General features: G+C 73.4%; 18 protein-coding genes and 2 pseudogenes. 13 read left to right on the forward strand and 7 right to left on the reverse strand.

What is annotated here, in order from left to right:
* Positions 1 to 91: 91 nt before the first annotated feature.
* From K4G64_RS05095 to K4G64_RS05105, 3 genes are read right to left on the reverse strand one after another with little or no spacing between them, the layout of a single operon-like run.
* A complete protein-coding gene (locus K4G64_RS05095; RefSeq protein ID WP_221754803.1) occupies positions 92 to 349 on the reverse strand; it encodes a HypC/HybG/HupF family hydrogenase formation chaperone in 258 nt (85 codons plus the stop codon).
* A 6-nt stretch (positions 350 to 355) separates the two neighbouring features.
* The gene (gene hypF, locus K4G64_RS05100) at positions 356 to 2,629 is read right to left on the reverse strand and encodes a carbamoyltransferase HypF (protein ID WP_221754804.1); all 2,274 of its coding nucleotides are present in this window, start codon (positions 2,627 to 2,629) and stop codon (positions 356 to 358) included.
* A complete protein-coding gene (locus K4G64_RS05105; RefSeq protein WP_221754805.1) occupies positions 2,626 to 3,132 on the reverse strand; it encodes a hydrogenase maturation protease in 507 nt (168 codons plus the stop codon). The genes hypF and K4G64_RS05105 overlap by 4 nt, the downstream gene beginning before the upstream one ends.
* Positions 3,133 to 3,362: 230 nt before the next feature.
* On the opposite strand from K4G64_RS05105, the gene ppdK reads away from it, so the two are divergent.
* Both ppdK and K4G64_RS05115 read left to right on the forward strand, forming a co-directional pair.
* The gene (gene ppdK / locus K4G64_RS05110) at positions 3,363 to 6,047 is read left to right on the forward strand and encodes a pyruvate, phosphate dikinase (RefSeq protein ID WP_221754806.1); all 2,685 of its coding nucleotides are present in this window, start codon (positions 3,363 to 3,365) and stop codon (positions 6,045 to 6,047) included.
* Between the two features lie 127 nt (positions 6,048 to 6,174).
* Complete coding sequence (locus tag K4G64_RS05115) at positions 6,175 to 7,905, forward strand: GAF domain-containing protein (protein ID WP_221754807.1); 1,731 nt, start codon at positions 6,175 to 6,177, stop codon at positions 7,903 to 7,905.
* A 21-nt stretch (positions 7,906 to 7,926) separates the two neighbouring features.
* On the opposite strand, the gene K4G64_RS05120 is transcribed toward K4G64_RS05115, so the two are convergent.
* Complete coding sequence (locus K4G64_RS05120; protein ID WP_221754808.1) at positions 7,927 to 8,628, reverse strand: response regulator transcription factor; 702 nt, start codon at positions 8,626 to 8,628, stop codon at positions 7,927 to 7,929.
* A 284-nt stretch (positions 8,629 to 8,912) separates the two neighbouring features.
* Here K4G64_RS05120 and K4G64_RS05125 point away from each other — a divergent pair, with 284 nt between their 5' ends.
* The 4 genes and pseudogenes from K4G64_RS05125 to K4G64_RS05140 all read left to right on the forward strand — a co-directional run bounded on the left by K4G64_RS05125 (position 8,913) and on the right by K4G64_RS05140 (position 11,967).
* The gene (locus K4G64_RS05125) at positions 8,913 to 9,818 is read left to right on the forward strand and encodes a universal stress protein (RefSeq protein ID WP_221754809.1); all 906 of its coding nucleotides are present in this window, start codon (positions 8,913 to 8,915) and stop codon (positions 9,816 to 9,818) included.
* Between the two features lie 18 nt (positions 9,819 to 9,836).
* On the forward strand, positions 9,837 to 10,727 hold the full coding sequence (locus K4G64_RS05130; protein ID WP_221754810.1) for a universal stress protein: 891 nt from the start codon (positions 9,837 to 9,839) through the stop codon (positions 10,725 to 10,727).
* Complete coding sequence (locus K4G64_RS05135) at positions 10,724 to 11,455, forward strand: CBS domain-containing protein (RefSeq protein ID WP_221754811.1); 732 nt, start codon at positions 10,724 to 10,726, stop codon at positions 11,453 to 11,455. Before K4G64_RS05130 ends, K4G64_RS05135 begins: the two co-directional genes overlap by 4 nt.
* 16 nt (positions 11,456 to 11,471) lie before the next feature.
* Positions 11,472 to 11,967 (forward strand): annotated as a pseudogene (locus K4G64_RS05140) (flavodoxin domain-containing protein).
* Between the two features lie 33 nt (positions 11,968 to 12,000).
* Here K4G64_RS05140 and K4G64_RS05145 read toward each other — a convergent pair.
* The gene (locus K4G64_RS05145; RefSeq protein WP_221754812.1) at positions 12,001 to 12,384 is read right to left on the reverse strand and encodes an STAS domain-containing protein; all 384 of its coding nucleotides are present in this window, start codon (positions 12,382 to 12,384) and stop codon (positions 12,001 to 12,003) included.
* Positions 12,385 to 12,594: 210 nt separating this feature from the next.
* Here K4G64_RS05145 and K4G64_RS05150 point away from each other — a divergent pair, with 210 nt between their 5' ends.
* Positions 12,595 to 13,668, forward strand: coding sequence for a zinc-dependent alcohol dehydrogenase family protein (locus K4G64_RS05150; protein WP_221754813.1), 1,074 nt, complete (start codon positions 12,595 to 12,597; stop codon positions 13,666 to 13,668).
* 22 nt (positions 13,669 to 13,690) lie between these two features.
* A complete protein-coding gene (locus tag K4G64_RS05155; RefSeq protein ID WP_221754814.1) occupies positions 13,691 to 14,368 on the forward strand; it encodes a pyridoxamine 5'-phosphate oxidase family protein in 678 nt (225 codons plus the stop codon).
* 90 nt (positions 14,369 to 14,458) lie between these two features.
* On the opposite strand, the gene K4G64_RS05160 is transcribed toward K4G64_RS05155, so the two are convergent.
* On the reverse strand, positions 14,459 to 14,917 hold the full coding sequence (locus K4G64_RS05160; protein WP_221754815.1) for a cyclic nucleotide-binding domain-containing protein: 459 nt from the start codon (positions 14,915 to 14,917) through the stop codon (positions 14,459 to 14,461).
* Between the two features lie 251 nt (positions 14,918 to 15,168).
* On the opposite strand from K4G64_RS05160, the gene K4G64_RS05165 reads away from it, so the two are divergent.
* Both K4G64_RS05165 and K4G64_RS05170 read left to right on the forward strand, forming a co-directional pair.
* Positions 15,169 to 16,044: a universal stress protein gene (locus tag K4G64_RS05165; RefSeq protein ID WP_221754825.1), complete on the forward strand. Its 876-nt coding sequence runs from the start codon at positions 15,169 to 15,171 to the stop codon at positions 16,042 to 16,044.
* The gene (locus K4G64_RS05170) at positions 16,041 to 18,422 is read left to right on the forward strand and encodes a glycoside hydrolase family 65 protein (RefSeq protein WP_221754816.1); all 2,382 of its coding nucleotides are present in this window, start codon (positions 16,041 to 16,043) and stop codon (positions 18,420 to 18,422) included. Before K4G64_RS05165 ends, K4G64_RS05170 begins: the two co-directional genes overlap by 4 nt.
* Positions 18,423 to 18,435: 13 nt before the next feature.
* Here K4G64_RS05170 and K4G64_RS05175 read toward each other — a convergent pair whose 3' ends face one another.
* Entirely contained in the window at positions 18,436 to 19,038 is a 603-nt protein-coding gene (locus K4G64_RS05175) for a 3'-5' exonuclease (protein ID WP_221754817.1), read from the reverse strand.
* A gap of 97 nt (positions 19,039 to 19,135) precedes the next feature.
* Between K4G64_RS05175 and K4G64_RS39865 the strand changes: the two are divergent.
* From K4G64_RS39865 to K4G64_RS05185, 3 genes and pseudogenes are all read left to right on the forward strand, one after another.
* A pseudogene (locus tag K4G64_RS39865) lies at positions 19,136 to 19,426 on the forward strand (DUF2236 domain-containing protein); the annotation flags it as partial.
* A gap of 64 nt (positions 19,427 to 19,490) precedes the next feature.
* Complete coding sequence (locus tag K4G64_RS05180; RefSeq protein ID WP_221754818.1) at positions 19,491 to 21,722, forward strand: serine/threonine-protein kinase; 2,232 nt, start codon at positions 19,491 to 19,493, stop codon at positions 21,720 to 21,722.
* Positions 21,723 to 21,784: 62 nt separating this feature from the next.
* Positions 21,785 to 23,298: NAD(P)/FAD-dependent oxidoreductase (locus K4G64_RS05185; protein WP_221754819.1), on the forward strand; the 1,514-nt coding region annotated here is incomplete at its 3' end.

Genomic DNA, 23,298 nt, shown 5'->3' on the forward strand with positions numbered 1-23,298 from the left:
CAGGTCTGCACTTTCAGCCTCGTCCTCGCGAAGCGGTGGGCCGATGGGCCGATCGGGCACGGCGGTGGGCCCGACGGTCCCGGGCCGGCCCTCACGGCAGTGGCTCGCCCAGTTCCGTTTCCACGGCGTCCGCCATCGCCCGCAGGACGTCGAGCGTGCGCCGCGCCTCGGCTTCGTCGACCTCGGTGATCGCGAAACCGACGTGCACGATGACGTACGCTCCGACCCCTGCCCCGGGGGTGTAGTCGAGGCAGACCTCGCGCCGCACACCTCCGAAGTCGACGGTGGCCATGCGCAGCCCGGCGTCGTCACGGATCTCCAGGACCTGTCCCGGAATGCCCAGACACATGACCGCTCACCTCTCCTTCACGACCCGGGCGGCGGCCACCGCGGCCTGGCCGTAACTGATACCGCCGTCACCGACCGGGACCTCGCCCCCCACGAGGACCCGCAACCCCTGAGCGCGCAGCCGTCGACGCACCTCGACCAGCAGCCGCCCGTTGACGAAGCAGCCCCCGCCCAGGCAGACGGTGTGGGGAGCGCCCTCCTCGACGGCTCGTGCGACGAGGTCGGAGGTGGCGTGCGCGAGGGTCAGGTGGAACGCGGCCGCAAGGTCCGGCACCGGCTCCCCGCTCGCCCGCCGCTCCAGCAAGTCGGCCACCGTGGGCGTCGAGTCGTACACCCACACACCGCCCGCGCGGACGAGCCTGTGGGCGAGCGGCACGGCGTGCGCCGTCCCGGCCGCGGCCTCCAGGCGCACGGCCGCCTCACCCTCATAGCTGACGGCGTCCGCGAGCCCGAGCAGGGCGGCGGCCGTGTCGAACAGACGTCCCGCACTCGAGGCACGGGGACAGTTGACGCCGCGCGTGACCATCGCGTGCACGGCCGAGACCTCCGCCGGGGCGAGGAGATCGGTGAAGCGCCGTACGAGCCCGGGGGAGGGGCGGGGTGTGCCCAGGGCTTCGGCGTCCAGCAGATGGCCGAGGGCCGTACGGGAAGGATGGCGTACCGCCGCGTCGCCGCCGGGCAGGGGCGCGGTCGCGAACCTGCCCACGCGGCGGTAGCCGCTCAGATCGGCGACGAGGATCTCCCCGCCCCACAGGGTGCCGTCGTCCCCGAGTCCCAGGCCGTCGTAGGCGATGCCGAGGAAGGGACCCCGCACCCCGTGCTCCGCGGCGACGGCGGCCACGTGCGCGTGGTGGTGCTGGACGGCGATCCGGCGCAGGTGCTGGTCCAGCGCCCATTGTGTGGACAGGTAGCCGGGGTGGAGATCGTGCGCGAGAATCTCCGGTTCGATGCCGGTGAGCCGTTTCAGGTCGTCGTAGGACCGGCGGAAGGCGTCGTACGTCGCCACGTCGGACAGATCGCCGGTGTGCGGACCCAGATATGCCCGGCCGTCCCCGGCGAGAGTGAAGGAGTGCTTGAGCTGGGCGCCGACTCCGGCCAGCGGCACCGTGACCGCGAGCGGCAAAGGCGCGGGTGCCAGGCCGCGTGCCCGGCGGACGGTGATCCGGGTCCGGTCCGCGATCCGGACCACCGAGTCGTCGTAGCGGGCCCGGATCGGCCGGTCATGGGTGAGGAATCCGTCCGCGACGCGAGCGAGATCGCGATGTGCCCTGTCGTCCGCGATGGCGATCGGTTCGTCGCCGAGGTTGCCGCTGGTGACGACCAAGGGCCGGGCCACTTCGTCCAGCAGGAGATGGTGCAGGCCGGTCGTGGGCAGGAAGAGGCCGATCCGCGGGACTCCGGGAGCGACCTGCGGGGCGAGGGAGTGCCGTCCACGCCCTGCCAGCAGCGTCACGGGACGCGCCGGTGAGGTGAGCACCGCACGTTCCGTGCCGCCGACCCGCGCCAGGTGCGCCGCCGTTTCGATGTCCCTGACCATGACCGCGAACGGTTTGGCGGGACGGCGCTTGCGCAGCCGCAGCTCGGACACGGCGTCCTCGCCGGCCGCGTCGCACACCAGCTGGTAGCCGCCGAGTCCCTTCACAGCGACGATGCCGCCGTCGGCGATCATCTTCGCCGCCTCCCGCAGCGCGTCCTCGCCCCGCTGGTCGGCCCAGGCCAGCCGGGGGCCGCAGACAGGACAGGCGACGGGCTCGGCGTGGAAGCGCCGGTTTCCGGGGTCGACGTACTCGCACGCGCATGCCGGGCAGAGCGGGAAGCGACGCATGGTGGTGCGCACTCGGTCGTAGGGGAGGCCCTCGATGATCGTGGCCCGCGGTCCGCAGTCGGTGCAGTTGATGAACGGATAGCGGTGCCGCCGGTCGGCGGGGTCGTACAGCTCGCGCAGGCAGGCATCGCAGACGGCCGCGTCGGGCGGAACGTCGCGGGCCGCTGCCCGCGCCTGTCCCGGGGCGCTGCGCCGCACGTGGAAGCCCCGGCGGGGGACGGCGTGCGCGGTGGACAGGCCGACCAGCCGTACGTGCGCCAGGGGCGGCGCCCCGGTGCGGATCCGGGCCGCGAACTCGTCGATGGCCCGGAGGTCACCCGCGACCTCGCCCTCGACGTGACCGTCCACGTTCGCCACCCAGCCGTCGAGCCCCAGGCTGACGGCCGTGCGGTACACGAAGGGCCGGAAGCCGACACCCTGCACCGTCCCGAGAACCCGGAAGCGCCGGACGCTCATGACGGGCCCCTCGCTCTGGCGACGCGGTGGCGGGCGATCTCGTCCTGGATGGAGGCGAGGAGTGGCTGCACGACGCCCTCGACGGCAGGCGTCAGACCAGCGCCCGCGCTGGTGTCGGCTCCCTCCACCGCGTACACGACGAGGTGCCCGGGCAACCGGCCCAGCACTCTGGCGAGCTCGACGGCCTCACCGAGTCCGAGCCCGTGCGAGCTGGTGGCCGGCGACTGGGCGAGACGCTCGGCGTCGAGCTCGATCCGGTGGACCAGGCCGGGATGTGCGGGCTCCGCGTGCGCCGCGTCCACGACCACGGCCAGATCGGCGCCTTCCCACAGCCCGATCAGGCGGGCAGGATCACCGTCGCAGGTCGCGACCACGGTGCCGGCCGGGAGCGCGCGGCTCCCGGCCCGCTCGAGCAGCCGGGCGGCGACGGCCCAGCCCACGCCGTCGTCCCGCCGGAACTCGTTTCCGACGCCGATCACAGTGATGCGTGGATGCCTCCCCATGAGTCCACGCTGCGTCCGTCCGGGTTCCGTGCCCAGGGCCGAACGGCCCTCATCGCCGGTCCGGATCGCCCGCGGGCACGGCCCGGCGGGCCGGTCGGGACCGGGCCTGTGGGCCGGTCGGCCCCGGGGCGAGGCCCTGACGGCCCGTGCGCGGCGCAGGCACCGTCCCCGACGCTGACAGTGAGGAGCACCGACACCGTCGTGCCGTCCGAGCGAGAGACCGATCCGCGATGAGCACTCCGACTCAGTACGTGTACGCATTCGCCGAAGGCAACCGGGACATGGCCGCCCTGCTCGGCGGCAAGGGCGCCGGCCTGGCCGAGATGACACGGATCGGCCTTCCCGTGCCTCCCGGCTTCACGGTCACGACCGACGCGTGCCGGACGTATCTGGAGACCGGGCAGGAGCCACCGGAGCTGGGCGTCGAGGTGGCCCGCGCGCTGGCGAACCTGGAACGGGCCATGGGACGCGAACTGGGCAGGGCCGATGATCCGCTGTTGGTGTCGGTCCGTTCGGGCGCCCGGTTCTCGATGCCCGGGATGATGGAGACCATTCTCGACATCGGACTCAACGACGACTCCGTGGCCGGCCTCGCCAAGGCCTCGGGGCGGGAGCGGTTCGCCTGGGACTCCTACCGCAGACTGCTGCAGATGTTCGGCCACACCGTGATGGGCGTGGACGGCGGCCTGTTCGAGGAAGTCATCGCCGCGCACGGGACCGCGCCGGCAGCGACCGACGACCACGCCCTGGACGCGGGAGAACTGGCCACTCTCGTCGAGGAGTTCAAGAAGCTCATCCGCCGCGAGACGGGCGAGGACTTCCCTCAGGATCCCTTCGAACAGCTCTTCCGCGCCATCCGCGCGGTCTTCACCTCCTGGAACAGCGAACGCGCCCGCGTGTACCGGCGCCGTGAGCACATCCCCGACGTCCTCGGCACCGCGGTGAACATCCAGGTGATGGTCTTCGGCAACCTCGGCCCCGATTCCGGAACCGGCGTCGCCTTCACCCGCGACCCCGCCACCGGCGAAACCGGCATGTACGGCGACTACCTGCCCGACGCCCAGGGCGAGGACGTCGTCGCCGGCATACGCAACGCCGTACCACTGGCCGAACTGCACCACCTCGACCCGCGGGCATACGCGGAACTCGGCGATCACCTGCGCACGCTGGAGGACCACTACCGCGACCTGTGCGACGTCGAGTTCACCGTCGAACGCGGACGCCTGTGGATCCTGCAGACCCGTGTCGGCAAACGCACCGCCGAAGCCGCCTTCCGGATCGCGCACGACCTGAGCGAGGCGGGCACCATCACCCCGGACGAGGCCCTCGCCCGCGTGGACGGCACGGAACTGACCCGCTTGATGTTCCCCCGCTTCGCCACCCGTACGACCGACGTGCCCCTCGCCCGCGGCGTGCCCGCCTCGCCGGGCGCGGCGGTCGGTGTCGTCGTGTTCGACTCGGACGCGGCAGGGCGCCGCGCGGCCGACGGACAGCACACCGTGCTGGTCCGCCGGGAGACCACCCCGAACGACCTGCCGGGAATGATCGCTGCGCAAGCGGTTCTGACGAGCCGCGGCGGCAAGACCAGCCACGCCGCCGTCGTCGCACGCGGCATGGGCAAGGTCTGCGTCTGCGGCGCCGACACGCTGGCCATCGACTCCGCCGCCCGGCAGTTCACCACGCCGGCGGGCGTCGAGGTCCACGAGGGCGACACCGTCTCCGTGGACGGCACCGCCGGAACGGTCTACCTGGGCAGCGTGCCCCTGACCGCCTCGGAGGTCAGTGGATGCCTGGAGACGGGAAAAGGCTCCGGACCGCTGACGCGCGCGGTGCTGAGCACTCTGGCTCACGCCGACTCCGTCCGCCGCCTGGAGGTCCGCGCCAACGCCGACACACCCGAGGACGCCGCACACGCCCGCAGACTCGGCGCCCAGGGCATCGGACTGGTCCGCACCGAGCACATGTTCCTGGGCGAACGCAGGGCCCTGGTCGAGGCGATGATCCTGGCCCGCGACGACACCGCACGCGAGAAGGCCCTGGCCGCGCTCCTGCCGCTCCAGCGCGAGGACTTCACCGGCATCCTGACGGCGATGGACGCCCTGCCCGTGACGATCCGGCTGCTCGACCCACCGCTGCACGAGTTCCTGCCCGACCGCACGGAACTGGCCCTTCGCCTGGCCACCGCCTCCCGTCCCGATCCGTACGACCGCGAACTCCTCACCGCCGTCGAGCGGATGCACGAACAGAACCCGATGCTCGGGCTGCGCGGCGTACGCCTCGGTCTGGCCGTGCCCGGTCTGGTGGCGATGCAGGTCCGGGCGATCGCCGAGGCCGTCGTCCAGCGGTTGCGTGACGGTGGGCGGCCCCGCGCCGAGATCATGATCCCGCTCGTCGGGACGGTCGAGGAGCTGCGACTGGCGCGGGCGGAGGCGCGGAGGGTCCTCACCGAGGTCGTGGCCGAGACAGGGGCGAATCTGGACTGTCCGATCGGCACCATGATCGAACTACCCCGGGCCGCGCTCACCGCAGGCCGGATCGCCCAGACAGCCGACTTCTTCTCCTTCGGCACCAACGACCTCACCCAGACCACCTGGGGCCTGTCCCGCGACGACGCCGAAGCCTCCTTCTTCCCCCTCTACCTGGAGAAGGGTGTGTTCACCACGTCCCCCTTCGAGACCCTCGACCAGGAGGGCGTGGGCCGCCTGGTGGAACTGGCCGTCGAGGCCGGACGCGCGGTCAACCCCCACCTGGAGACGGGCGTCTGCGGCGAGCACGGCGGCGACCCGGAGTCCATCCACTTCTTCCACCGGGCCGGGCTGGACTACGTCTCCTGCTCACCGTTCCGGATCCCGACGGCGAGGCTGGAGGCGGGGCGGGCGGCGCTCAGGAGCGTCGCAGGCACCGACAGCAGGTGACCGGTTGGGGGGGAGGGCTTCCTGGTCGGCATCAGCGCCACCTCGGCGCCGAGGGCGTCACCCCACTATGGTGAGGCGAAGAAGGCGCCCTTCCGGGTGCGTCCGCGGGGACCGGTCGGAGGAGACGATGAGCGGGGAACGGCCTGAGCGTTCCGAGCAGCGGCTGCCCAAGCTGCGGCTGGACGAGCTGCTGGACGAACTCCAGGCGCGGATCGACGCGGCGCGGGGCACCCAGGACCGGGTGCACAGCCTGCTCGAAGCGGTGCTGTCGGTCGGCCGTGAGCTGGATCTGCCGCAGGTGTTGCGGCGCATCGTCGAAGCGGCGGTGGTGCTGGTGGACGCCGAGTACGGGGCCCTGGGCGTCATCGGCGACGACCGCATGCTCTCCGAGTTCCACACCGTCGGCATCAGCGACGAGCAACGGGCCCGGATCGGCGACCTGCCCAGCGGGCACGGCATCCTGGGCGAGCTCATCCGGCACCCGGAGCCGCTGCGGCTGGCGGAGATCTCCGAGCACTCGTCGTCGTACGGCTTCCCGCCCCACCACCCGCCGATGCACTCGTTCCTGGGGGTGCCCATCCGGGTGCGCGACCAGGTGTTCGGCAACCTCTACCTCACCCAGAAGCGCGGCGCGGCGGAGTTCGACGCCGAGGACGAGTCGGTGCTCTCCACGCTCGCGGTGGCGGCGGGCGTGGCCGTCGAGAACGCCCGGCTGTACGAGGAGACACGGCTGCGCGAGCGGTGGCTGGGGGCGAGCTCCGAGGTCACGCGGGTGCTGCTGTCGGGTGCGCCGAGCACGGACGTGCTGGAACTGATCGTGGAGCGGGCCCGGCAGATCACCGACGCCGATGTCGGGATGATCGCCGAGCGGGTGCCGGAGGAGAACGCGCTGCGGCCCCTGCTCGCCGTGGGGTTCGACGCGGACCGGCGCAGCGGTCTGGTGATGTCGGGTCAGGACGGATTCGTGGCCGCCGTCCTGACCACCGCCGAACCCGTCGTGAGCACGGACATCCAGGAGGACCCGCGGACCAGCCGGGACGCCGCGCAGTGGGCCGGGGTCGGGCCCGTGGTCGGGGTGCCGCTGGAGGCGGGCGGCAAGGCAGGAGGGGTACTGCTGCTGGGGCGTGCGGCGGGCCGTACGCCGTTCACGGACGTCGACACGCGTCCCTTGCTGGGGTTCGCCGGGCAGGCGGCGCTGGCCCTGGAACTGGCCGAGCGGCGGCGGGACGCCGAGCAGATCGCACTGCTGAGGGACCGTGACCGGATCGCCCGGGACCTGCACGACCTGGCCATCCAGCGGCTGTTCGCGGCCGGGATGACCTTGCAGAGCGCCCAGCGCTTCATCGACCACCCGGAGGCCGAGGAGAGGCTGTCGCGGACCGTCGACGACCTGGACGAGACCATCAAGATCATCCGCTCCACGATCTTCGGACTGCGGGCGCAGAGCGGCACCCGGGAGGGCAGCGGGCTGCGGGCCCGGGTGTCGGACGTGGTCACGGCGGCGACGTCGTCCCTCGGCTTCGCCCCCGCCGTACGGATCGAAGGACTGGTCGACACGGACGTGCCGGGCGATGTCGCCGATCACGCCGTCGCGGTGCTGGGCGAGGCCCTGAGCAACGCGGCCCGGCACGCCGGAGCGCACTCCGTGGACGTGCACCTGCGGTACGCCCAGGACGAGTTGACCCTCACGGTGACCGACGACGGACGCGGGATCCCCCAGGACGCCGTGCGCAGCGGGCTCACGAACATGGCGGAGCGGGCCGCCGCGCTCGGCGGCGATCTCCTGCTCGGTGAGGGTCCGCAGGGCGGCGGCACCCGGGTCGAGTGGCGGGTACCGGTGCGGCCCGCGAAGGACTGAAAACCGCTCCCGGAGCCCGGCTCAACGCCCCGGACGCTCGCCCTGCTCGGGCTGCTCGACCTGGGACGCCAGGACCGCGGCCTGGACACGGCGCTGGACGCCCAGCTTGGCAAGCAGCCGGGAGATGTGGTTCTTGACGGTCTTCTCGGACAGGTACAGCTTCTTGCCGATCTCGCGGTTGGTCAGACCGTCCCCGATCAGAACGAGGATCTCCCGCTCGCGCGGCGAAAGACTCGCCAGCTCGGGTGCGACAGCGGTTTTCTCGGACGGGACGGCGCGCAGCGAGTGCATCAGCCGGGCGGTGGTCTCCGGGTCGAGCATGGACTTGCCGGAGGCGACCGTGCGCACCGCCGAGATCAGGTCGGAGCCCTTGATCTGCTTGAGGACATAGCCGGAGGCCCCGGCCATGATCGCGTCGAGGAGGGCCTCCTCGTCGTCGAACGAGGTCAGCATCAGGCAGGCCAGCCCGGGCATGCGGTTGCGCAGTTCGCGGCAGACGGTGATGCCGTCGCCGTCGGGCAGGCGCACGTCGAGCACCGCCACATCGGGGCGCAGCGCCGGGCCCCGGGCCAGCGCGTGCTCGACGTTCTCGGCGTCACCGACCACCGCGATGTCGGGTTCGGAGTCCAGCAGATCGGCCAGACCCCGGCGCACGACCTCGTGGTCGTCGAGGAGGAAGACCCGGATCGGGTGCTCCTCGGTGAAGCTGCGCGACTCGGTCATCAGGACCCCTCGTTCCCGGGAGCGCCAAAAGCACGGACTGCGGAACCGCCCGTGCTCCCGATCATCACGGGCGGGGACCGGATGCACCAGGGCCGACCGGCCCCCGTCCTACCGATGGCGCACCCCTCCCGCGCCTCCGCCCGAACCGGCGGCCCCCGCGGCCGCACCGCTCCGAAGCCCCGCGGTAGGGCCGGTCGGCCCCGGTACGGGACCTGTGGCATCTCCACCGCCGGACCGGTCGAAGCGACGCTGGAACCATCAGAGCTGCTCCGGAGGTGGAGAAAATGTCCCGCACGATCACCGTGGGTCTCGATGGTTCACCCGAGAGCCGGGCCGCCGCGGAGTGGGCGGCGCGTGAGGCGAAACTGCGCGGTCTCGCTCTGAGGCTGCTCCACGTCTACGAGCCGGTGCCGGAACCCATGGCGCAGGCTGCGCTCCTCGGTGCCGAGACCAGCCAGGACTGGAGCGAGAAGATCCCCCGCGAGGCCGCCGGAGGTCTGCGGCTGCGGCACCCCGGGGTCGAGGTGAGGGCCGAGCATCTGGCCGGCCGGCCGAGCGAGGTCCTGGGGGAGGCGGCCAGTACCGCCGAGCTCCTGGTCCTGGGGTCGAGGGGGATGAGCGGGATCGGCGGATTCCTGGTGGGTTCGGTCGGTCAAGCCGTGGTGGCGCGCGCGGAGTGTCCGGTGGTCCTGGTCCGCGCCGGTGAGCAGGCCGCGGACGAGCACGAGAGGGACCCGGTCGGCATTCCGTCGGCCGCCACCGCGTACCGGCCCGTGGTGCTCGGCCTCGACACCGGCCATCCCGACCCGTCCATGATCGAGTTCGCCTTCGACGCGGCCGCCCGGCGCGGGACGGTCCTGAGGGCCGTACACGGGTGGAATCGGCCCTCGTACTACTCGTACGGCGGTGCCGCCGAACTGTGGCGGTACGAGGATCTCGCACGGGGCGAGGCGATCGGTCTCGCCGAAGCGCTGCGGCCGTGGCGGGAGAAGTACCCGGCCGTCGACGTGGCCGAGGTGTCCCGTCTGGGCAGCCCGGCGGAACAGCTGATCAACGCCTCGCGCGAGGCATCCCTGGTCGTGGTCGGGCGGCGGATCCGCCGCAAGCCGTTCGGGGTGCACATCGGCTCGGTGACGCACGCCGTACTGCACCACGCCACCGCCCCGGTCGCCGTCGTCGCGCACGACTGACGCGGAGGGATGAGGGCGATGCGCCGGCCGATGGCCGTCGGGGTCGACGGCTCCGAGGCGAGTCTGCGGGCCGTGGACTGGGCGGCCGACGAGGCCGCGCTGCGCGGGGTGCCGCTGCACGTGGTGCACGCGTCGCTGTGGGAGCGCTACGAACACGCCGTCTTCCCCACCGGCCGGGAGCCACCGTCGGAGAAGCTGCTCACCGACGTCCTCGCGGTGGCGGCGGCCAAGCGGGCCCGGGCCCGGATCCCCGGCCTGGAGGTCACCACCGAGGTCGTCCCCGAGGGGCCGGTCTCCGTACTCCGTCGTGCGGCACGCAAGGCCGCGGCGCTCGTCCTGGGCTCGCGCGGCCGGGGGAGTACCGCCGAGCTGCTGCTCGGTTCGGTCAGCCTCGCGGTCGCCGGACGGGCGGACGGTCCGGTGATCGTGGTGCGCGGGGACCACGACGACCCGTCCGGGTCCCGCATGGGGGGCGGCCCCGTCGTCGTCGGGGTCCCCGCCGGACCGGCGGACTCGCAGGCGGTGCGCTTCGCGTTCCGCGAGGCGGCCCGGCGCGGCGTACCGGTCGAGGCCGTACGGGCCTGGCACCGCCCCGCGCACGAGACCACCGACCACCCCGGGGTCACCGGCGCATCCTCGCCGGTGCACCGGAAGCGGGCCGTCGAGGCCCTGGAGACCGGGCTGGGCGCCCCGGCCGAGCAGCACCCGGACGTCGAGGTGCGCCGGCGGATCGTCGAAGGGCGGGCCCGGACGGTACTGCCCGACACCTCGGCCGGTGCCGCCCTGCTCGTGGTCGGAGCCAGGCACCCCCACGGACGTTTCGGCCTCCACATCGGCCGGGTCACGCACGCCGTCCTGCACCACGCACCGTGCCCCGTCGCGGTCGTTCCCGAGGAGGAGGCGCCATGAAACACGACAAGGTCGGCTCCCTGATGACCATGGACGTGGTACGAGCCGAGTACGGCACTCCGGCCGAGGAGGTCGCCCGGCTGCTGGCCGACCACCGGATCGGTGGACTGCCCCTGGTGGACCAGGACGACCAGGTCATCGGCGTCGTCTCCGCGAGCGACCTCACGGCCCACGAGCCCGCGACGCCGGACCCGCACCGCTCGCGGAACCGTTTCGCGTTCCCCGAGCTGTCGCCCGCCAACCGCAGGCGCACCGCGCAGGCGTCGGTCCGCCCGGCCGGTGAGCTGATGAGCGCGCCGCCGGTCACCGCGCACGCCGAGGACACCATCGTCGTGGCCGCACGGACCATGGCCCGGCGGGGTGTGAAGAGGCTGCCCGTACTCGACGAGGAGGACCGGCTGGTCGGCATCGTCACCCGGCGGGACCTGCTCCGGGTCTTCCTGCGGCCCGACGCGGAGATCCGGGAAGAGGTGATCGAGGAGGTGCTGGTGCGTGCGCTGTGGCAGACACCCCGCAGCATCGACGTCGTCTCCGCGGAGGGAGTGGTCACGCTCGCCGGACGGCTGGAACGCCGCAGCGAAGCGGAGATCGCCGTCGCCATGACCCGGCAGATCGACGGCGTGGTCGCAGTCGTCGGCGAGCTCACCTGGCGCCTGGACGACACGCGTGAGCGATCGGACGAGCAGGTGCTGCACGGCGTGGCCGACGACCGGCTGCGCAAACTGTGAGAGGAGGCGGACCGACATGCCGACGAACGTGCTCGTCGCCTACGGAACGACGAACGGATCGACCGCGGAGATCGCCGAGACCATCGCCGAGGTCCTGCGCAAGGAGGGGCTGACGGCCGAGGCGCTCCCGGCCGGCGCCGTGCCGGACGTGGCGGCGTACGACGCCGTCGTGGTCGGGGGCGGCCTGTACGCCGGCCACTGGCACAAGGACGCCCGGCGCTTCGTCCGGCGCCACGGCAAGGCCCTGGGGGAGCGCCCGCTGTGGTTGTTCAGCAGCGGTCCGCTGGACCCCTCGGCGTCGGAGCGGGACATCCCGCCTGTGCCCGGAGTGAAGAAGGCCATGTACCGGCTCGACGCCAGGGAGCACGTCACCTTCGGCGGCTGCCTCCGGGAAGGTGCGAAGCTGGGTCGCCCGGATGATCCTCCGCAACGGCAAGGGCGGGGACTTCCGTGACTTCGAGCGGATCGAGGCGTGGGCGGCGAAGATCGGCCGGGAGCTGACTGTCGTGTGAGGTGATCCCACGAGCCGACTCACCGTGGCGCGATCAGAGCATCGCGCCGTCGAGGGTGTCCACGGCGGGCGGGTCCGCAACCCCCACCGGCATCCCCGGGAGCAGCTCGAAGACCCCCGCCATGCCGGTGTGCCGCAGAACGCGCCGCAGAGAGGTGCCGTCCGTCACCAGACGCAGCCGTCCCTGCCGCGCGCTGACGCGGTTGCGTGCCCGGCACAGGACCCCCAGCCCCGAACAGTCGATGAACGACACCGGGCGCAGGTCCAGCACCAGATCGGGGCGGGGACCGGCGGTCAGCACGTCGAGGCGGGCCCGGAGGGCCGGTGCCGTGAGCAGGTCGAGCTCGCCGCGCAGGGTCACGACGTGTGCCGTCCGTTCCTGGAACGGCTGAGCGGACTCGCCGGGGATCTCGGACATGGTCCGAGCAAAGCGTGTCGGCGCGGCTCGCGGGTAGGGCCGATCGGCCCTTGCCGGCCGGGGTCCTGCGGGGCGGACGGGGTCGTGCGGGCCCCGGTCGGCCGGTGGACGGGGCCGGCCGGCCCAAGCGCGTCGCACCGATCCGCGCCAAGCTGGAACTGAGGTGCACACCGGTCACACCACCAGCCGTGCCAGGAAGGCGGGGACGCCATGAAGGCCTACGTGTTCCACGGCCCGGGACAGTCCGCCTGGGAGGGCGTCCCGGACCCCGGGGTCAAGGAGCCGACCGACGCCATCGTCCGTGTCGACGCCGTCACCATCTGCGGAACGGACCTGCACATCCTCAAGGGCGACGTCCCCGAGGTCCGCCCCGGCACGGTGCTGGGGCACGAGGCGGTCGGCGAGGTCGTCGACGTCGGCGGTGACGTACGCACGGTCCGGCCGGGCGACCGGGTGCTGGTCTCCTGCATCACCGCGTGCGGCCGCTGCCACCCCTGCCGGGAGGGAATGTACGGCCAGTGCCGGGGCGGCGGAGGCTGGATCCTGGGCCACCTGGTCGACGGCACCCAGGCCGAGTACGTCCGCGTGCCCTTCGCGGATCTCTCGGCGCACCCGCTGCCCAGCGCCCTGGACAGCAAGGACGCCGTGCTGCTGGCCGACATCTTCCCGACCTCCTACGAGGTCGGCGTGCTCAACGGGCACGTACGGCCGGGAGACACCGTCGCCGTCGTGGGCGCCGGCCCCGTCGGGCTCGCCGCGGTCGCGACCGCCCGGCTGTTCGCACCGGAACGCATCGTTGCGGTCGACCTCGCCCCCGCGCGGCTGGAAGCGGCCAGGAACCTCGGCGCGGACGCCGTGGCGGACGCCCGGGAGGCGCCCGAGCAGCTGGTCGAGGACCTCACCGACGGACTGGGCGCGGACGTGGTCGTCGAAGCCGTCGGCCTGCCGGAGACGTTCGAACTGTGCACGCGCATGGTGCGCCCCGGCGGCCACGTCGCCAACGTCGGCGTGCACGGCAAGCCCGTGACCCTCCATCTGGAAGACCTGTGGATCAAGAACGTCACCATCACCACAGGACTGGTGGACACCTACTCGACCCCCACCCTGCTCCGGATGGCCGCCGCCGGCCGCCTGCCCACCGGGCAACTGGTCACGCACACCTTCCCGTTGGCCCACATGGAGGAGGCGTACGACGTCTTCGCCCGGGCCGCCGACACCGGGGCGCTCAAGGTCGTCTTGGGCGAGGAGCCGCACGAGGAAGTCGTCCCCTACCGGGCGGCCTGACGAAGGAGAGAGGTGACGGGTCATGACCGAAGGGGCCTCGTCGCATGCCGTCGAAGGACGCCCGATGGGTGACCTCGGGCGGCGGATCACCCAGCGGCGCACGGAACTCGGCCTGAGCCGGCAGGAGGCGGCGACCCGGGCGGGCATGGCGCCCGCCTACCTCCAGTACCTGGAGGAGAGGCCGACCGCCGACCCGGGCGCGGGCACCCTCCTGCGGCTGGCGGGAGCGCTGAAGACCACGGTGTGGCACCTGACCGGTGGCGACACCGAGCTGCCGCCCGGCCTCGGCCGGGCCGCCCGCACACCCCGCTTCACGGAGCTCACCGAGGCCGAGTGCCGTTCCCTGCTGTCGACCCACGGGGTGGGGCGCCTCGCCGTGCCCGCGGATTCCGGACCGCTCGTCGTGCCGGTCAACTACAGCGTCGTCGACGGCGGGATCGTCTTCCGCACCGAACCCGGCACGACCCCGGCACGGGCGGACGGCCACCAGGTCGCCTTCGAGGCCGACCGCATCGACGAGGCGTTCAGCGAGGGCTGGAGCGTGCTGGTGCGGGGCCCCGCGACGGCGGTGACGGATCCGGACGAGACCGCCCGTCTCGAAGAGCAGGCCTTCAGCACACCGTGGGCGGGAGGCCGGCGTGAACTGTGGCTGCGTATCGAGCCCGTCGCCGTCACCGGGCGCCGGATCACGGTGGCCTGAGCGCGGGTGCCGCGCGGCAACAGGCCGCCCGCCCGGGCCGGCACCCGGCCGAGGGGCGGACGGATCCGGGCCGGGCCGGCGTCCCGTCCCTCACATGCGGCTTCCGCTGCCGTAGGGGGCGTACAGGTCGAGCAGCCGGACGCGCGACGCGTGCAGCCGGTGGGCGACCACCCGGCCGACCCAGTCCGCGATCGCACGGCCGAACTCGGGGTCCCGCGCGCACATCGCCCGTACCGCCTCCGCGTCGAACTCCCAGGCCCGCACCGGGCTCATCGCCTCCGCGCCCAGATGCCACACGTGCGGCGGGAAGTGCCACGACCAGCCGATCAGCTCCCCGTGCCCCAGGGACTCGACGACAGCCGCCCGCCGGCCGGGGACACTCAGGTCGAGCGAGACCGTCCCGGTCCGCACGATCCAGAACCGGTCGGCGCGCCGCCCTTCCTCGAAGATGCGGGTGCCCGTGTCGAAGGACACCTCGCGGGCCACGCGCATCAGCCGCTCGCGATGCCCGGCTGTGAGACCCGTGGACAGGTTGGTGGTGGAGGTCATCGCCCGGCTCCCTTCAGCTCCCGCCCGCTCGGACGGCGAGTCCGTCGCGCGGCGCCGTGCTCCCCGCTGTGCCGAGGCGCCCCGGGCCGCCGGCTTCAGCCTGCGCCCGGGCCGTTCGGCGCACCACGGGCCGAACGGCCCCCGCGAGGGACCGATCGCCCCTCGCGGGCGGCTGCCGCGGGTGCGACGGTGAGAGTGGGCCCGCATTCTGCCCGCACCATGTTGTGTACGAGGCGGTGGGAACGATGACGATGGAACGTCCCCTGGTCGTGGGGGTCGACGGATCGGACGGCAGCCTGCCCGCGGTCGACTGGGCAGTGGACGAGGCGGCCCGGCACGGCCTCCCCCTGCGGCTGGTCCACGGCTCCCTCTGGGAGCGGTACGAGGGCCACACCCCGTCGATCGGTCCCGACCGCCCCGCCGGGCAGGTGCGGGCCGACCACGTCGTCGCTTCCGCGGCGGAGCGGGCCGGACGGCGCAATCCCGGCGTGAAGGTGACCACCGACGTCGTCCCCGCCGACGCGACGGACGCCCTCCTGCGGGCGGGCGACGACGCCACCGCCCTGATCACCGGCTCCCGGGGCCACGGCGAGCTCAGGGGACTGCTCCTCGGCTCCGTCGGCTTGGCCGTCGCCGCGCGGGCCCACTGCCCGGTCATCGTGGTACGCGGCGACAAGGCCGGCCTGGCCGGTACCCACCAGCGGATCCTGCTCGGCGCCGGCAGCCCGGACACCGGCAGGGAAGCGGCGCGCTTCGCGTTCCAGGAGGCCGAGGTCCGCGGGTGCGCCCTGGACGCGGTCCGGGCCTGGCGCCGCCCCGGGCACGCATCCGCCGAAGCGCCCGGCCGGGGCCACGAGGAGCGGGCCCGCGCCGAGCTCGACGAACTGCTCCGCGACGCCTCGGCCGCCCACCCCGGCGTCCGGGTGAACCGCACCGCGGTCGAGGGCCCGGCCCGCAAGGTACTGGTGCACCGCTCGGCCGCGGCCGACCTGGTCGTCGTCGGCGCCCGGCGCCGGCAGGGCCACTTCGGGCTCCAGCTCGGCACGGTGGCCCACACCCTGCTGCACCACGCCGAGTGCCCCGTGGCCGTCGTGCCGCAGGGCGTCCCGGCGGAGCCGCTCCCGTGACGGGCCGGACCTGGGCGTACGAGGGATACCGACCCGCGGAGGAACGGCTGCGGGAGTCGCTGTGCACGCTGGGCAACGGCTACTTCGCCACCCGCGGGGCCCTGCCCGAGTGCGGGGCGGACGACGTGCACTACCCGGGCAGCTACGCGGCGGGCTGCTACAACCGGCTCACCTCCGAGGTCGCGGGACGCAGCGTCGAGAACGAGGACCTGGTCAACCTCCCCAACTGGCTCCCGCTGCGCTTCCGCCTCCCGGGCGGGCCCTGGCTCACCCCCGACGCGGCGACCGTCCTCGACCACCGCCAGACCCTCCACCTGGACTCGGGCCTGCTGGAGCGCCGCACCCGGTACGCCCTCGGCGAGGGGCGGGCGCTGTCCGTGCGGCAGCAGCGGCTGGTGCACATGCGCGATCCGCACCTCGCGGCGCTGCGCACGGAGTTCACCACCGAGAACCTCACCGGCGAGCTGGAGGTGGAGGCCGCACTCGACGGGGCGGTCGGCAACGCCGGGGTGCCGCGCTACCGCGACCTGGACGGCCGCCACCTGACCCATGTGCACACCGGCACCGCCCTGCCCGGCACGGTCTGGCTGCGCTGCCGCACCCGCACCTCGGACATCCGCATCGGCATGGCCGCCCGGCTGACGGCCCGGGAACCGGTCACGGACGCGCAGGAACCCTCACGCGCCGTCCAGCGCGCCACCCTGTCCCTCGCCCCCGGCGCTACCGCCATCGTCGACAAGACCGTCGCGCTGCACACCTCACACGACCCGGCGATCAGCGATCCGCTGCAGGCGGCCGTGGACCGGGTGCGCGCGGCACCGGACTTCGACGGCCTGCTGGCATCGCACCGCACCGCGTGGAACCTGCTGTGGCGCCGGGCCGAACTCGACGTCCCGGGAGAAGCCGGGGCCATCCTGCGCCTGCACCTCTTCCACGTGCTCCAGACCCTGTCCCCGCACACCGCAGACCTGGACGTGGGCGTACCGGCCCGCGGGCTCCACGGCGAGGCCTACCGCGGGCACGTCTTCTGGGACGAACTGTTCGTCCTGCCCTACCTCAACCTGCACTTCCCCGAGGTCTCCCGCGGCCTGCTCCACTACCGCCACCGGCGCCTGGACCGAGCCCGCGCAGCGGCCCGGGACATGGGCCGCCGCGGCGCGCAGTACCCGTGGCAGAGCGGCAGCGACGGCCGTGAGGAGACCCAGCGCCTGCACCTCAATCCCCGCTCGGGCCGCTGGCTGCCGGACCACACCCATCTCCAGCACCACGTCGGTTCGGCGATCGCGTACAACGTGTGGCAGTACTGCGAGGCGAGCGGCGACGCGGAGTTCCTGCACACCAAGGGTGCCGAGATGGTGCTGCAGATCGCGCGCTTCTGGGCCGACTCGGCCACCTGGGACGAGAACCTGGGGCGGCACCGCATCCGGGGTGTCGTCGGACCCGACGAGTACCACGTCGCCTACCCGGGAGCCGAGCGGCCGGGGCTGGACGACAACGCGTACACCAACGTCACGGCCGCCTGGGTCCTCACCCGCGCACTGGAACTGCTGCGCATCCTGCCCGAGCCCCGTTGCCGCGAACTCGTCGAGCGCATCGCCCTGGACGACGGTGAACCGGACCGCTGGGAGGAGGTCTCCCGCACGCTGCACGTCCCCTTCCACGACGGGATCATCAGCCAGTTCGCGGGCTACGGCGACCTCGCCGAGCTCGACTGGGACGGTTACCGCGAGCGCTACGACGACATCCGGCGCCTGGACCGGATCCTGGATGCCGAGGGCGACAGCGTCAACCGCTACAAGGCGTCCAAGCAGGCCGACGTGCTGATGCTCGGCTACCTCTTCTCGCCGTCCGAACTCCAGCGCCTCTTCCACCGGTTGGGCCACCGGCTGGAGGAGGAGACCTGGCAGCGCACCGTCGACCACTACCTGGCCCGCACCAGCCACGGCTCCACCCTCAGCGGACTGGTCCACGGCTGGGTCCTGGCCCGGTGCCGACGCGCCGAGGCCTGGCGGTACTGCCAGGAGGCCCTGCGTGGCGACGTCGCCGACCTCCAGGGCGGCACCACCGGCGAGGGCATCCACCTCGGCGCCATGGCGGGCACGCTCGACCTGGTCCAGCGCGGCCTGCCCGGGCTGGAGACACGCGGCGGAGCGCTGTGGCTGGACCCCGTGCCGCTGCCGGAGCTGTCCTCGTACGGCTTCTCCCTCCGCTACCGGGGCCACTGGGGCATCCGGCTGCGGCTGACGAGGGGGCAGGTGGAAGTCACCGTGCCACCGTCCGGCCTCCCGCCGATCGAGATCGCACTGCCCGACCGCACGATCGGCATCCGGCCGGGGGAGACGTGCCGGCTGCTCCTCACGGAGGATCGCCGCCCGTGACGAGTGGATGCCCTCACGGGCGCGGCAGACATCCCTCGGGCAGCGCGGCTCCCCCGTGGCAGAGATGCGCGATGGCCGCGGCCAGGGAACGGCAGTCGAAGAGCGCCGAGTGCTCCTGCCCGCCCGCGGGCCGGGGGAGGCCGAGCACCTGCCAGAGGCGCCCGCTGCTGGACGCCGCCGTCGCCGGTGCCAGGGCGTTCAGCCACGGGCGGATGGTCAGGAAGTGGGCGGGGAGGAAACCGTTCTTGACCTCTTCGCCGCGGGCGCGCGCCCAGCCCAGGTTCTCCCCGAGAACCACCATGTCGTTGCCGTAGGACAGGACGGACTGCCCCCGGCAGAACTCCAGGAAGTCGCCCAGCGCCTCGGCCGGGGGGACTCCTTCCCGGTCCACCCGTTCCTGCTCGATGCCGGTGAGACCGGTGAAGTAGTCGGACAGCCGCGGATTGACCACGGGCCGCACCAGTACCTCGAACTCCTCCGCGACGGAGAAGTCCTCGCGCAGCCGCAGCGCCCCGATCTGCACGATCTCGCGCAGCTGCCCCGGAGCCCCCCAGTCCTGCTCCAGCGCTCCCTGCCAGGACGTGAACTCGAGATCGAACACGACGAACGTACGCAAGAGGTCTCCCTGGGGCGCGGTGGCCGCCAGGCTACTACCGCGTGCGGTATCGACCGGTTGTCCGGCATGTGTGATGGCGTCCTGGCGAGCTTCGTCGGAGGACTTCCTGCTCCGCCCGCCGACGCACCCCCTTCTCGTACCGGCGCGCGAGGTGCTGTGGCGGCGCGTGGCGCATCTGGCGTACGCCTTCCTGCCGCCGTACGCCCACGAGTTGTACGGCAGACCGGCCCCCGCTCCCGCCACCGTCACCCGCCAACCGCGCCTCGCGTGCCTCCTGCTGCGCCACATCCCCGCACGTGTGCGCCGGCAACTCCCGTCCAAACACATTCTGCGGGCCATGGCGAGGCGCGGCCCCGACGCGCGCCCGGCACCGTACAAACTCGGACGACCGGCCGCCATACTGGGTGGGCCAGGGGGCGGGCGGACAGCTACCGGGGGGAGCGTCGCGCGACATGGGGGACAGCAGGCTCATCCACGGCCGGTACCGGCTGCTCGATCTGATCGGGCGCGGCGGCATGGGCGAGGTGTGGCGGGCCCGGGACGAGTCCCTGGGCCGGCACGTCGCCGTCAAGTGCCTCAAACCGCTGGGCCCGAACCACGACCACGCCTTCACGAGAGTGCTGCGGGAGCGGTTCCGCCGCGAGGCCCGGGTGGCCGCCGCGCTGCAGCACCGGGGCATCACCGTGGTGCACGACTTCGGCGAGTCCGACGGCGTGCTCTACCTCGTCATGGAGCTGCTGGACGGCCGCAACCTCAGCCAGCTCCTGGAGGACAACAAGCAGCACCCGCTGCCGGTCGCGGACGTCGTGGAGATCGCCGAACAGGTCGCCGCCGCCCTCGCCTACTGCCATGAACAGGGCATCGTGCACCGGGACCTCAAGCCCGCGAACATCGTGCGGCTCGGCGACGGCACGGTGAAGATCTGCGACTTCGGCATAGCCCGTCTCGGGCACGACATCGGCTTCACCTCCCGGCTGACCGGCACCGGCATCGCCATGGGCACCCCGCACTACATGTCCCCGGAGCAGATCAGCGGCACCGAGGTCGACCAGCGCAGCGACCTCTACTCGTTCGGGTGCGTGCTCTACGAGATCGCCACCGGCGTACCGCCGTTCGACCTCGACGACGCCTGGGCGATCCTCGTCGGCCACCGCGACACCCCGCCCCGGCCGCCGCGCGAGCACCGCGCCGAACTTCCCGAGTACCTGGAGCGCGTCGTCCTCGACCTGCTCGCCAAGGAACCCGGTCAACGTCCCGACGACGCCCGCGAGCTGGCCCGCCGGATCAGCGCCCACCGGGGCGCGCCGGTGTACGTGACCGCTGTGGCGGCGGCCCGCCCGGCTCCCGGCGGGCCGGCCGGCGCGGCCCGGCTGCCGTCCTGGACCCGTGGCATGACCACCGGCCGCAAGGCGACCGGCACCGCACTGCGCACCACACCCCCGGACCCGGCGGCCGGGCTGTCCGGCGAATGGATCGCCCGCCCCGCCACCGGTCCGGTCGTCGCCGAACCCGTCCCCGCGGAGCGGCCCGCCCCGCCCACGGAGGTCCTGACCGCCCTGGCCGGCCGGCACAACGCGGGCCTGAGCCTCGGACGGCTCGGCCGCTGGACGGAGGCGGGCGAGGTGCACCGGGGGGTCGCCGCCGAACGCGAGCACCTCCTCGGCCCCGACCACCCCGACACCCTCTCCAGCCGCTACGAGGTCGCCTTCACCCTCAGCCGCACCGGCCGCGCCGCGGACGCCCTGCGCGAGTACAAGCACGTCACCGAGGCCAGGATCCGCACCCTCGGCGCCGATCACCCCGACACCCTGGCCGCCCGCCAGGAGATGGCCTATGTGCTCGGCCAGCTGGGCCGCGCCTTCGACGCCCACCGCGTCTACACGTCGGTGCTCACCGCCCGCGAGCAGCTCATGGGCCCCGACCACCCGGACACCCTGCGCTGCCGCCACAACCTCGCCTTCAACCTCAGCCGCCTCGGCCGCCTGGAGGACTCCTACCGCATGGCCCGCGAGGTGGCCCGAGCCCGTGCCCGCGTGCTCGGCGCGGACCACCCCGACACCCTCGTCACCCGCTACGAAGTCGCCTACGCCCTGGGTCAGTTGGGCCGGTGGGCCGAAGCCCTGGAGACCTACCAGGAGGTCGCCGAGGCCCGCGGCCGCGCCCTCGGCCCGGACCACCCCGACACCCTCGCCGCCCGGCACGAGATCGGCATCAGCCTGGGCCGCCTCGGCCGCAGCGCGGAGGCTCTGGACCTCTACCGCGTCCTGGCCGCGGACCGCAGCCGCAGCCAGGGCCCCACCCACCCCGAGACCCTGCGCGCCCGCCACGGCCGCTGCGTCAACCTCGGGCGGCTCGGCCGCTGGGAGGAGGCCCTCGCGGAATCCCGTGACGTGGCAGCCCTGCGCGAACGAGTCCTCGGCCCCGAGCACCCGGACACCCTCGTCAGCCGCCGCGAGGTCGCCGTCGGTCTCGGCTGGCTGGGCCGCTGGGCCGACGCGCTCACCGAGTACCGGCGCGTGGCCGCCGCCCGCGAACGCGTCCTCGGCGCCGACCACCCCGACACCCTCGCCAGCCGCAACGACGAGGCCCACTGCCTCGAACAGCTCGGCCGCGGCGCCGAGGCCGTGGCCCTGTACCGAAGAGTCGCGGCCCTGCGGGAGCAGCGGGCCGCGGCGGGGCACTGACCTCCGACGGAGCAGGCGGCCGCCGTCTGGCCGACCCGGATCACCCCGTGTTACCAAGAACCATGACCGCACCCGAGGGACCCCGCGCACACCGGACGTACGACGCCGTCATCGTGGGCGGCGGCCACAACGGCCTGGTGGCCGCCGCCTATCTGGCCCGGGCCGGGCGCTCCGTGCTCGTCCTGGAGCGGCTGGACCACACGGGCGGCGCGGCCGTGTCCACCCGGCCCTTCGCCGGAGTCGACGCCCGGCTGTCCCGCTACTCGTACCTGGTCAGCCTGCTGCCCAAGAAGATCGTCCGGGACCTCGACCTGGACTTCCGGGTGCGCACCCGCACCGTCTCCTCCTACACACCCGCCGAGCGCGACGGCCGGCCCACCGGGCTCCTCGTCGGCGGCGGCGAACGGCGCACCCGGGAGGCGTTCGCCCGGCTCACCGGCTCCGACCGTGAGTTCCGGGCCTGGCAGGAGCTCTACGGCATGACCGGCCGCGCCGCCGAGCGGATCTTCCCGACCCTCACCGAACCGCTGCCCACCCGCGACGGGCTGCGCCGCCGCCTCGACGACGATGAAGCCTGGCGGGTGCTGTTCGAGGAACCGATCGGCGTCGCCGTCGAGGAGCGCTTCGCGGACGACCTGGTGCGCGGCGTCGTCCTCACCGACGCGCTCATCGGCACCTTCGCCGACGCGCACGACCCCTCCCTGAAGCAGAACCGCTGCTTCCTCTACCACGTGATCGGGGGCGGCACCGGCGACTGGGACGTGCCCGTCGGCGGCATGGGAGCCCTCACCGACGCCCTCGCCGACACCGCCCGCGCGGCGGGCGCCGTCCTCGCCACCGGCCACGAGGCGCTGCGCATCGAAACGGACGGCCGAACCGCCGAGGTCACCTTTTCCACGGCCGACGGCGAAGGCACCGTCGCCGCCCGGCACGTCCTGGTGAACGCCTCCCCACAGGCCCTGGCGGAGCTGACCGGCGACCCGGCCCCGCCGCCCGCCGAGGGCGCCCAGCTCAAGGTCAACATGCTGCTGGAGCGGCTGCCGAGACTGCGCGACAACTCCGTCGACCCGCGCGAGGCCTTCGCCGGAACCTTCCACATCGCCGAGGGCTACGAGCAACTGGCCACCGCCCACGCCCAGGCCGCCGCCGGTCAGCTGCCCGCCGCGCCGCCCTCCGAGATCTACTGCCACTCGCTCACCGACCCGACCATCCTCGGACCCGACCTGGCCGGGAAGGGCTACCAGACGCTCACCCTCTTCGGCCTGCACACCCCGGCCCGCCTGTTCGAGCGGGACAACGACGCCGTGCGCGAGGACCTGCTGAAGGCGACCCTCGCCCAGCTCGACGCCCACCTGGCCGAGCCCCTCGCCGACTGCCTGGCCACCGACGCCGACGGACGCCCCTGCATCGAGGCCCGGACGCCGCTCGACCTGGAGCGGGACCTCGGCCTGCCCGGCGGCAACATCTTCCACCGCGAGCTGAGCTGGCCCTACGCGCAGGAGGGCACCGGACGCTGGGGCGTGGAGACCGGGCACGCCAACGTGCTGCTGTGCGGGGCGGGCGCGGTGCGAGGGGG

It is taken from the genome of Streptomyces sp. WAC04114 (assembly GCF_019733245.1).
Classification (GTDB): Bacteria; Actinomycetota; Actinomycetes; order Streptomycetales; family Streptomycetaceae; genus Streptomyces; species Streptomyces massasporeus_A.

Coding starts and splice junctions, on each gene's coding strand:
- K4G64_RS05135 (WP_221754811.1), top strand. CDS start 10,724: ATGAAACACGACAAGGTCGGCTCCCTGATGACCATGGACGTGGTACGA.
- K4G64_RS05180 (WP_221754818.1), top strand. CDS start 19,491: ATGGGGGACAGCAGGCTCATCCACGGCCGGTACCGGCTGCTCGATCTG.
- K4G64_RS05130 (WP_221754810.1), top strand. CDS start 9,837: ATGCGCCGGCCGATGGCCGTCGGGGTCGACGGCTCCGAGGCGAGTCTG.
- K4G64_RS05155 (WP_221754814.1), top strand. CDS start 13,691: ATGACCGAAGGGGCCTCGTCGCATGCCGTCGAAGGACGCCCGATGGGT.
- hypF (WP_221754804.1), bottom strand. CDS start 2,629: ATGAGCGTCCGGCGCTTCCGGGTTCTCGGGACGGTGCAGGGTGTCGGC.
- K4G64_RS05150 (WP_221754813.1), top strand. CDS start 12,595: ATGAAGGCCTACGTGTTCCACGGCCCGGGACAGTCCGCCTGGGAGGGC.
- K4G64_RS05115 (WP_221754807.1), top strand. CDS start 6,175: ATGAGCGGGGAACGGCCTGAGCGTTCCGAGCAGCGGCTGCCCAAGCTG.
- K4G64_RS05095 (WP_221754803.1), bottom strand. CDS start 349: ATGTGTCTGGGCATTCCGGGACAGGTCCTGGAGATCCGTGACGACGCC.
- K4G64_RS05105 (WP_221754805.1), bottom strand. CDS start 3,132: ATGGGGAGGCATCCACGCATCACTGTGATCGGCGTCGGAAACGAGTTC.
- K4G64_RS05160 (WP_221754815.1), bottom strand. CDS start 14,917: ATGACCTCCACCACCAACCTGTCCACGGGTCTCACAGCCGGGCATCGC.
- K4G64_RS05120 (WP_221754808.1), bottom strand. CDS start 8,628: ATGACCGAGTCGCGCAGCTTCACCGAGGAGCACCCGATCCGGGTCTTC.
- K4G64_RS05125 (WP_221754809.1), top strand. CDS start 8,913: ATGTCCCGCACGATCACCGTGGGTCTCGATGGTTCACCCGAGAGCCGG.
- ppdK (WP_221754806.1), top strand. CDS start 3,363: ATGAGCACTCCGACTCAGTACGTGTACGCATTCGCCGAAGGCAACCGG.
- K4G64_RS05145 (WP_221754812.1), bottom strand. CDS start 12,384: ATGTCCGAGATCCCCGGCGAGTCCGCTCAGCCGTTCCAGGAACGGACG.
- K4G64_RS05165 (WP_221754825.1), top strand. CDS start 15,169: ATGGAACGTCCCCTGGTCGTGGGGGTCGACGGATCGGACGGCAGCCTG.